Here is an 8,274-nt window from a genome sequence, read left to right as displayed (position 1 = left end):
GCGCCGGCCAGGAGATTTCGACCAGGCCGTTCCAGCTGGTCACCGGCCGCAGCTGGATGGGCACCGCCTTCGGCGGCGCGCGCGGCCGCACTGACGTGCCGAAGATCGTCGACTGGTACATGGACGGCAAAATCCAGATCGACCCGATGATCACCCACACGCTGAAGCTCGAGGACATCAACAAAGGATTCGACCTCATGCATGAGGGCAAGTCGATCCGGAGTGTCGTGGTTTACTAAAAGACAGCCACAAGCCGCCGACTCCAGTTCGACGCAACAGATACGCCAAGCCCCGGTTCTGTGTTCCCAAATACTGTGCCTCGGGCAAATGGCGTAAAACCGGCGGCGTGGTTTGGGTATGAGTACCTCGATCACGCCGCCGGTGCAGGTCATAAAGGTGCGATGCTACGGCAGATTGTGGCAGCTCTATCGTGATCACAGCAGCATAGCGAAAATCACACATCCGCAGCCGCGGCCGTCGTTCTACCAACCGCGTGGTGCAGGCCGAACCGTAGAAGCCGTTTGGCCCGCCCAAGATTTGCGGATCCTCGAGGTCACCGTCTACGTCTCGCCGCCCAGCGGGCGTTCCGCTTCCGGCCCCATTGCGGCCACTTTTGAACTCCCGCATTTTGGCTTTCCAGCGCGAAACTGGCCTTAGGCGTCCAGAAACCGCCATCTCTTCGCCGCGATCAGCCGTGCCTGCGGCGTATTCGATCTCATGTTCGGTCAGGAAGGCGTAGTCCTCACGGTCGCCATCCTTCATCTGGGTGACGAATATTCGGGAACCCTTGTTGTCGAGATCCATCTATTGAAGACAAGGAGACTGCTCATGCCGTACGTTCGACGAGACGCGACCGAAATCATCGCTGCCTCCGATGACCTGACGTTGGCAAAGCGCGCCATGGCTCGCGACGGCGCTGCCTTCCGCACCATTATCAAGAGGCACAACCAGCGGCTTTACCGCATCGCGCGCGGCGTGGTGCGCAATGACGGCGAGGCCGAGGACATCGTGCAGGAGGCCTATGTCACGGCCTTTGCCCATCTCGAGAGTTTTCGCGGCGATGCCTCGCTCGGCACCTGGCTGTCGCGCATCGTTATTAACGAAGCGCTCGGCCGGCTGCGAAAAAGACGGCGAACGGCGGCGACGCCGGTGAATCCGCAAGCCGAAATTATCCAGTTTCCCCTCAACCCCAGCGACGATCCGGAGCGGACGATGGCGCAACGGCAGATCCTGGCCCTTGTCGAACGGGCGACCGACAACCTTCCAGATCTCTACCGGATGGTGTTCGTGGCGCGGGTGATCGAGGGCCTGAGCATTGAAGAGACGTCAGAACTACTCGGCGTGCGGCCCGAAACTGTCAAGACCCGCCTGCATCGCGCCCGCGTCCTGCTGCGCAAGGCGCTGGACGACCAAATCGGGCCAGTGCTCCTCGATGCCTTCCCCTTCGCCGGCCGGCGCTGCGAACGGCTGACCGCTGCCGTGATGGAGCGGCTCGGCCTGTGACACCGATCCTCGAGGAATTCAGCTGATTTTGGGGAACGTTTGCCGCTACCCAGCATCCAATGACCGTCAACTGAGAACGATGCCCGATGCGATTGCGCGTGCGGGCGAAGGAGATGTCATGCTTACTCGTCATACTGCCGCTCTAGCCGCCTTGCTGCTGCTCGGCACAGCCCCCCTCGCGCAAGCCGCCGACAAACCAACCGACCCGCAGATCGCCCACATCGCCTATACTGCCGGCGTGATTGATGTCGAGGCCGCCAAGCAGGCGCTCAAGAAATCGAAGAACAAGGAGGTGCTCGCCTTCGCCAAGGACATGGTGCGTGACCACGAAGCGGTGAACAAGCAGGCGCTCGATCTCGTCAAGAAGCTCAAGGTGACGCCGGAAGACAACGCCACCAGCAAGGCGCTCACCAAAGCCGCCACGGAGGAGCGGGCCAAGCTCGCCAAACTCAAGGGCGCGGCCTTCGACAAAGCTTATGTCGACAATGAAGTGGCCTACCACAAGCAGGTCGACGGCGCTCTCGAAACGCTGCTCATTCCTTCAGCCAGCAATGCCGAACTGAAGAGCCTGCTGGAGACCGGCCTGAAAATATTCCAGGGCCATGAGCAGCATGCCGAACATGTCGCCAGTATGCTGAAATGAGGCCGGCGTTGATGGTGCCAAAACGGCATCTTTGGTTTCCACTAGCGCTGACGTTCATTGCAGCGCCGGTAAACGCCGAAACCATTCAGGTCACCATCGACAAGCTGGTGTTCTCGCCAGCGACGGTCGAGGCGAAGGTAGGCGACACGATCGAGTGGGTGAACAAGGACATGTTCGCACATACGGCCACCGTCAAGGACGGTTGGGACGTGATGATCCCGCCGAAGAATTCTGCAAGCCTGACATTGAAGGCCGCGGGAGCGGTCGACTATTTCTGCCGCTTCCACCCCAACATGAAGGGTCACATCGCGGTCGCGCCGTAGCTGGAGCGTGGGATCGCGGCAGGCGCCGCGATCGCACTATTGGGGAGGTGCGTCGTGACCCAAGGCGGTTGCACAACCAAGGACCGCGCTTGCCGCTGCGGGCGGCTGCAACTTCGGCACTATCGAGGTTGGCAATGATCGCTCTCGCCGCGGCGTCGCAGCGAGGTTCGCTATGAGGCGCTTGCACTCGGCGATTCCACCTACGAGCAGGTTTGTGAAGCCGAATAACGTCTCGATCGCCGAATGTTCAATCCGTTGCGCACACGTCCCGGGACGAAACCAGCTCTCCGAGATGTTAATCGGATAGGCAACCCTCACCACTTGGCGTCTAGCACCGACGCCCGTGAGCAAGAAACCCTTTGGCGGCAGCAACGGTTGCACCGTCTACGACGCCTCAGGAGACAGAACATGCCCGCGCACGCTTATATCAACCGGATCGCGACGGTCGTTCCGGAACACGAAGTTCATCAATTCTACCTGCGGTTCGCGGCCTCCATGCTGGCATACAGTCGCCGCAGAGTTTTCCACCGGTCGGCGGGCAGCATACTTTGCATCCGTCGAACGAATGAAGACTTAGCTGGAACTAAGGCTACCGTGCTGGCCTCTTGGATTCATCGCGGGAAGCTCCCGATCGGCCTTTGTCGGGACTGGGCAGGAACGGAAGCCGTTGGAGGACGAATCCAGAAAACCGGTAAAGGAAACGATGGCGTTGGAAGGCCAGCTCGCGGCTTCGGCAATGCCCGTTTACGGCAATTTGGCGACCGACGCCCTCGGGGTAAATGGCGATAGCTTAAGGAGGACTTTCGAGCCAGCTGGCCAGCAATCTACGGCCAAGGAAGGCACCGGCAACCACGGTTTGACCCGACGCCTCTCACACGCAAGCGTTTGGTCCTTGTTCATTTACGCGGCGGGTGCCGGGTTAACCTTCGTAACGCAGATCGTCATCGCTCGGTTGGTAGGCGCGGAGAGCTTTGGAACATACACCTATGTGTTCGCCTGGATCACACTCTTGTCTTATGGTTCGACTCTTGGGTTTCATGTAGCCGTTCTGCGGTTCGTGCCGGCCTACGAGACAACAAAACAATATCCGATGGCGCTCGGGTTCATCCTTTTTGGGTCCAAAGCCTGCATTACGGTGGCAATTTTGATCGCCGCGATTGGCACTCTGGTCGTGATCGGGTGGCCTCACCATCTGGAACCGGAACTTGCCATCAGTGTGTTGATCGGCTTGGTAGCACTTCCGCTGATCACAATTTATCTCACCGGTGCAGGGCTCGTGCGCGCCTTCGGAGGGGTTATCTCCGCACTCCTTCCCGAGCGCATTATCCGCGACGGACTTATGCTCGCGCTCCTTGGTCTAGCGACTTTTTTCGCGCCGTGGCGGTTGGACGCGACGGTCGTGATGTGGATGCTGCTGGTCAGTTCAGCCGTCGCGGCCTTCATAACGGTTCTCAGCATATGGAGCCTGTGGCCCGCTGGCCTGAGTGCTGCTCCGCCGACCTATGCTTTCCAGGATTGGTGGCCTTCGCTTCTTCCGATCATGATCATGACATTCGTGGACGTCCTGATGAATCGTACGGCCGTGATGCTGCTTGGAAAGATCGGGTTCATAGAGGGGGCAGGGATATTCGCGGTCGGATCGAACATCGCGTTGCTGCTCACTCTGCCCCGTGTTGCCGTGAGCACCGCATTCGCCCCGGCTATCTCGCGTCTGTTCGCGCGCGAAGATCTGACAGGACTCCAGGCATTGTTCGCAAGGGCCACCATATTGTCTTTTGCAGGCGGCGTGGCGCTGGCGCTTCCACTGCTCGTGCTTATCGAACCGGTGCTGCATGCGTTTGGCGGTGAATTCACCTCCGGTGCGCTCATAGCCAGGATTCTGGTTGTCGGGCAGCTATTTGCTGCCGCGGGCGGGCCGCAGCAGCAACTTTTGACAATGACAGGCCACGAGCGCGCCGCGGCTATGCTGATGTCGGTCGCGGCAATCATCAATGTCCCGGGCTGCATCGTCGGCATCGCGCTGCATGGAGCGGTTGGGGCAGCCATTGTCACCAGCGCTACGATGATTTTCTTGGGCGTTTGTCAAGCGATCTGCATTCGCTCCCGATTAGGGATTCATCCCGGATTGATCTGGGCGATCAGACACGTGTGCGAAGCCGTGATGGCGGGTCGGTTGCGCTAGCGAACCGATAAGAGGATTCGATGGATGCTCATGGCCGCGGAGGTAACTATGACGGGACTGACGACAAAAGCTCATGGCAAGGACACGGCAATCGGTGGACGTTTTGCGAACCGATGGGGTTGGCCGGTTCCTCCAACTGTCGGCCTTCTCGCTTAGCGAATTCGTCGTCGTGTCGCCGCCCACGCACGGCACGCCTTCAGTTCTGCGTCGAAATCCCGTGGCTTTCGCATCATCGTCTCCACAAGTTGTTGATGAAGCGAGGATAGTCGAGCGCGTGGCAGCTACGTCGCCTTGTCGCGGCATCGAGACGGGATGGACCTGCATTACGCCAGCGACCACTTCGCCACGGGATCGGTTCATCCGCGCGATGTCACGCGACCGCGCCAAGGCGCTCACCCGGGGACGCCGAGCCTGGCCAGGAACATGCTCGCAAGCCGGGAAGGGCAGATGTTGGAGCGCAGATCGGAGATGGCGGCCCCACGCCTGGAAGATGCTCAATGCGTCTTGGTCGGCAGTCCTTTGTCCGGTCTTCTCGAAGTAGATGTCTGTCGTTTGAGTTGTAGGTTGCGCATTCACAACAAATTAATACTCCACTTCATCTATCTCGAATGATCAGCCTAAATTGTCGTGAGCCGCCATGGCCAGAAAAACTTAATAGGTGGCGGATGCTTTTGGATCGCGATGTCTCGGAAGATGGCAGTGTGAGGAAGAAATCAAGCTAAATGCTATCTTAAGTCAGCTTTAAGCGTTTGGGCGCAACCTTTGTGAAGGCGCTCCCGTTTCTCGCACAATTGGCGCTCGCGAGTAGTCTGGCCCTCTCAGATGAGCGTAACTGTGAAACGGTTGAAGGACGTTAGTGTCGGGACGAAGCTCTCGCTGGGCTTTGGACTTGCATTGCTATGCATCCTGGCAGTAGGGCTCTTCGGGGTCGCGCAACTGAGATCACTCAACAAGGTCACGAACGAGATCACCGGCGTTTGGCTGCCGCAGGTCCAGATCGTGGAGGAGATGAAGCGCGACCTTGCGGAACATCAACTCTACGCCACACTGCGCATGCGTACTACCGACGCTTCGCAGATAGCCGGCATCGACAAGGAACTGGCGAGAAAAAGCGAAGAGATGCTGCAAGGCCGGAGCGTCTACCGCAGGAGCGCCGGCTCGCTTGCCGAGCAGCAGCTGTTCGATCAATTCGTCAACCTATGGACGGCCTACCAAGACTCGCTCACATCGATTTTTCCGCTCTTCGAAAATGGGGAACGGGCCACGGCCGTCAAGGAGTTCGAGGCTGCGTCGCTTCCCACCGTGGCGGCGGCCGCTCAGCGGCTGGACGACCTGCTAGCGCTCACCGATCAGCGCAGCACCGCCGTCGCGGCCATGGCGGATCGCACCTACACCTTCGCACAGTGGCTGACTTGGGGCGCCATCCTCTTTGCCGCCACGTGCCTTGGCGCGCTCGTCGCTTGGATACGCCACAATGTCAGCAAGCCGGTCCTCGCGGTGAGCGAGGCCATGCATCGGTTGACGCAGGGCGAGCGTGGCTCGACCCTGGTCGCGCTGAAAAGGGATCGGCGTGACGAAGTCGGATTGCTGTTCTCGGCTTTTGCTGGCTACCGTGCCAGCCTGGAGCGCAGTGACGCCCTGGCCCGCGAGGCCGAGCTGGAAAGGCAGAATCTGGCTGCCGCCGCCGCGAACATGCCCGTGGGCCTGTGCATGTTTAATGCCGAGCGACGGCTGGTTTTCTGCAATCAGGTCTATGTCGACCTCTACCACCTGCCAGAGACCCTGACCCGCCCAGGCTCGCAATGGATCGACCTGATGCGGTTCCGGATTGCCGCCGGGCTATATGTCGGACAGAACCCAGATAAATATCTGGAAGAGCTCTCGGCCACCATTGATCGCGCCGAGCGCAAGGTGAGTTTGGTGGAGCTGAACGATGGACGCACCATCGATGTCATCCATCAGCCACTGCCCAGCGGCGGCTGGCTTACCACTCATCACGATGTGTCGGACTTGCGGCGCAGCGAGGTCCGCATCTCGCACATGGCGCGTCACGACGGGCTCACCGATGTTCCAAACCGCATATTGTTTCGCGAACGTGCCGAGGAGGCCTTGGCCGAGATCGGACGCAGAGACGGCAAGGTCGCGTTTCTTTGCCTCGATCTCGACCATTTCAAGACCGTCAACGACACGCTGGGCCACCCGGTCGGCGATGCATTGCTGAAGGAGGTCGCAGCCAGGCTGAAGCGGGTGGTCCGTGAAGGCGACACGGTGGCGAGACTCGGCGGCGACGAATTCGTGCTCATTCAACGGGGGGTGAATCAGCCGGTGGAGGCCACCGCTCTCGCGCAGCGGGTCATCGATGCTCTGAGTGCGCCTTATGAGGTCGAGGGGCATGGGGTCGTGATCAGCGCCAGCGTCGGCATCTCGATCGCGCCGAACGACAGCAGGAACGCCGACCAGTTGCTCAAGAACGGCGACATGGCGCTCTACCGAGCAAAGGCGGAGGGACGCAGAACGTACAGGTTCTTCGAGCCGGAAATGGATGCCCGGATGCAGGTGCGGCGATTTCTTGAACTCGATCTGCGGGAAGCACTGGGGCGGCAGCAGTTTGAGATTTACTACCAACCGCTGCTCAACCTGGAAAGCGGCCACGTCAGCTGCTTTGAGGCACTGCTGCGCTGGCATCACCCCGCGCGCGGCATTGTCTCCCCGGCCGAGTTCATTCCGCTAGCTGAAGAGATTGGCCTTATCGTCCCGATCGGTGAGTGGGTGCTCAAGCAAGCCTGCCTCGACGCAGCAGGCTGGCCCGATGGCATCAAGGTTGCCGTTAACCTTTCGCCGACGCAGTTTCGCAACACGCGCTTGCTCGCCACGATCGTCGCGGCGCTGGATGCCTCGTGCTTGCCCGCGGGTCGTCTCGAGCTTGAAATCACTGAGATGGTGCTGCTGGCCAACACCCAGGCGACTCTCGCGATGCTGCAACAGATCCACCTGCTGGGTGTGCAAATAGCGATGGATGATTTCGGAACCGGATATTCGAGTTTGAGCTACCTGCGCTCATTCCCGTTCGACAAGATCAAGATCGACCAGTCCTTCGTGAAGGATACCGAGGATCTCGCCAGCTCCATTGCCATTATCCGAGCCGTAACGAGCCTCGGCAACAGCCTCGGGATGCAGACTACCGCCGAAGGGGTTGAGACAGCCGACCAGCTTGAACGGGTGCGAAGGGAAGGCTGCACCGAGGCCCAGGGGTTCCTGCTCAGCCGGCCTCTGCCTGCTCGGGAGATCCCGGCAATGCTGGAGCGCACGCGCGCCGTCGTGGCCGGCGACATCATCGCGCCCGCTCCGGAAAAGACATGGGAGCGAAGCAGAGAGCAGCCTCCCGCCAGCCGGCCTCACGGGAATGCGTCGTCCCATACTTAACTCCGGCCGTCACACAGAGCAGCCTGCTCGACGTAGGCTGCTGCCAATTACTGGCTCACGTTGGTGAGGGTCGCGTGTCGACCCATCAGGCCGAGTGTTCGCGATAGGTAAAAACGAGGGGCTGTCGCAAGAGCTGGGTCCACAGGTCGGCGAACTCGGCACCGTCCCTGTTTAGTGAACGAGTATCTTGTCCAGGACCC

The 8,274-nt window shown here is 60.1% G+C and carries 5 protein-coding genes and 1 pseudogene; all 6 read left to right on the top strand.

What is annotated here, in order from left to right; all coding sequences use genetic code 11:
- Positions 1 to 239, top strand: a pseudogene (locus C7I87_RS34780) (S-(hydroxymethyl)glutathione dehydrogenase); the annotation flags it as partial.
- Positions 240 to 828: 589 nt separating this feature from the next.
- Positions 829 to 1,503 (top strand): RNA polymerase sigma factor, encoded by a 675-nt coding sequence (locus tag C7I87_RS34770; RefSeq protein WP_149908443.1) that lies wholly within the window; start codon positions 829 to 831, stop codon positions 1,501 to 1,503.
- Positions 1,504 to 1,621: 118 nt separating this feature from the next.
- Positions 1,622 to 2,146, top strand: a complete 525-nt coding sequence (locus C7I87_RS34765) for a DUF4142 domain-containing protein (protein ID WP_149908442.1) — start codon at positions 1,622 to 1,624, stop codon at positions 2,144 to 2,146.
- A gap of 11 nt (positions 2,147 to 2,157) precedes the next feature.
- On the top strand, positions 2,158 to 2,469 hold the full coding sequence (locus tag C7I87_RS34760) for a cupredoxin domain-containing protein (protein WP_149908441.1): 312 nt from the start codon (positions 2,158 to 2,160) through the stop codon (positions 2,467 to 2,469).
- A gap of 667 nt (positions 2,470 to 3,136) precedes the next feature.
- A complete protein-coding gene (locus C7I87_RS34750; protein ID WP_188394122.1) occupies positions 3,137 to 4,651 on the top strand; it encodes a lipopolysaccharide biosynthesis protein in 1,515 nt (504 codons plus the stop codon).
- An 834-nt stretch (positions 4,652 to 5,485) separates the two neighbouring features.
- A complete protein-coding gene (locus tag C7I87_RS34740; protein WP_188394121.1) occupies positions 5,486 to 8,074 on the top strand; it encodes an EAL domain-containing protein in 2,589 nt (862 codons plus the stop codon).
- The last annotated feature ends 200 nt before the right edge of the window (positions 8,075 to 8,274 follow it).

The organism is Mesorhizobium sp. SARCC-RB16n (assembly GCF_008520305.1).
Classification (GTDB): domain Bacteria; phylum Pseudomonadota; class Alphaproteobacteria; order Rhizobiales; family Rhizobiaceae; genus Mesorhizobium.
This window is presented reverse-complemented; position numbering and strand designations above follow the sequence as displayed.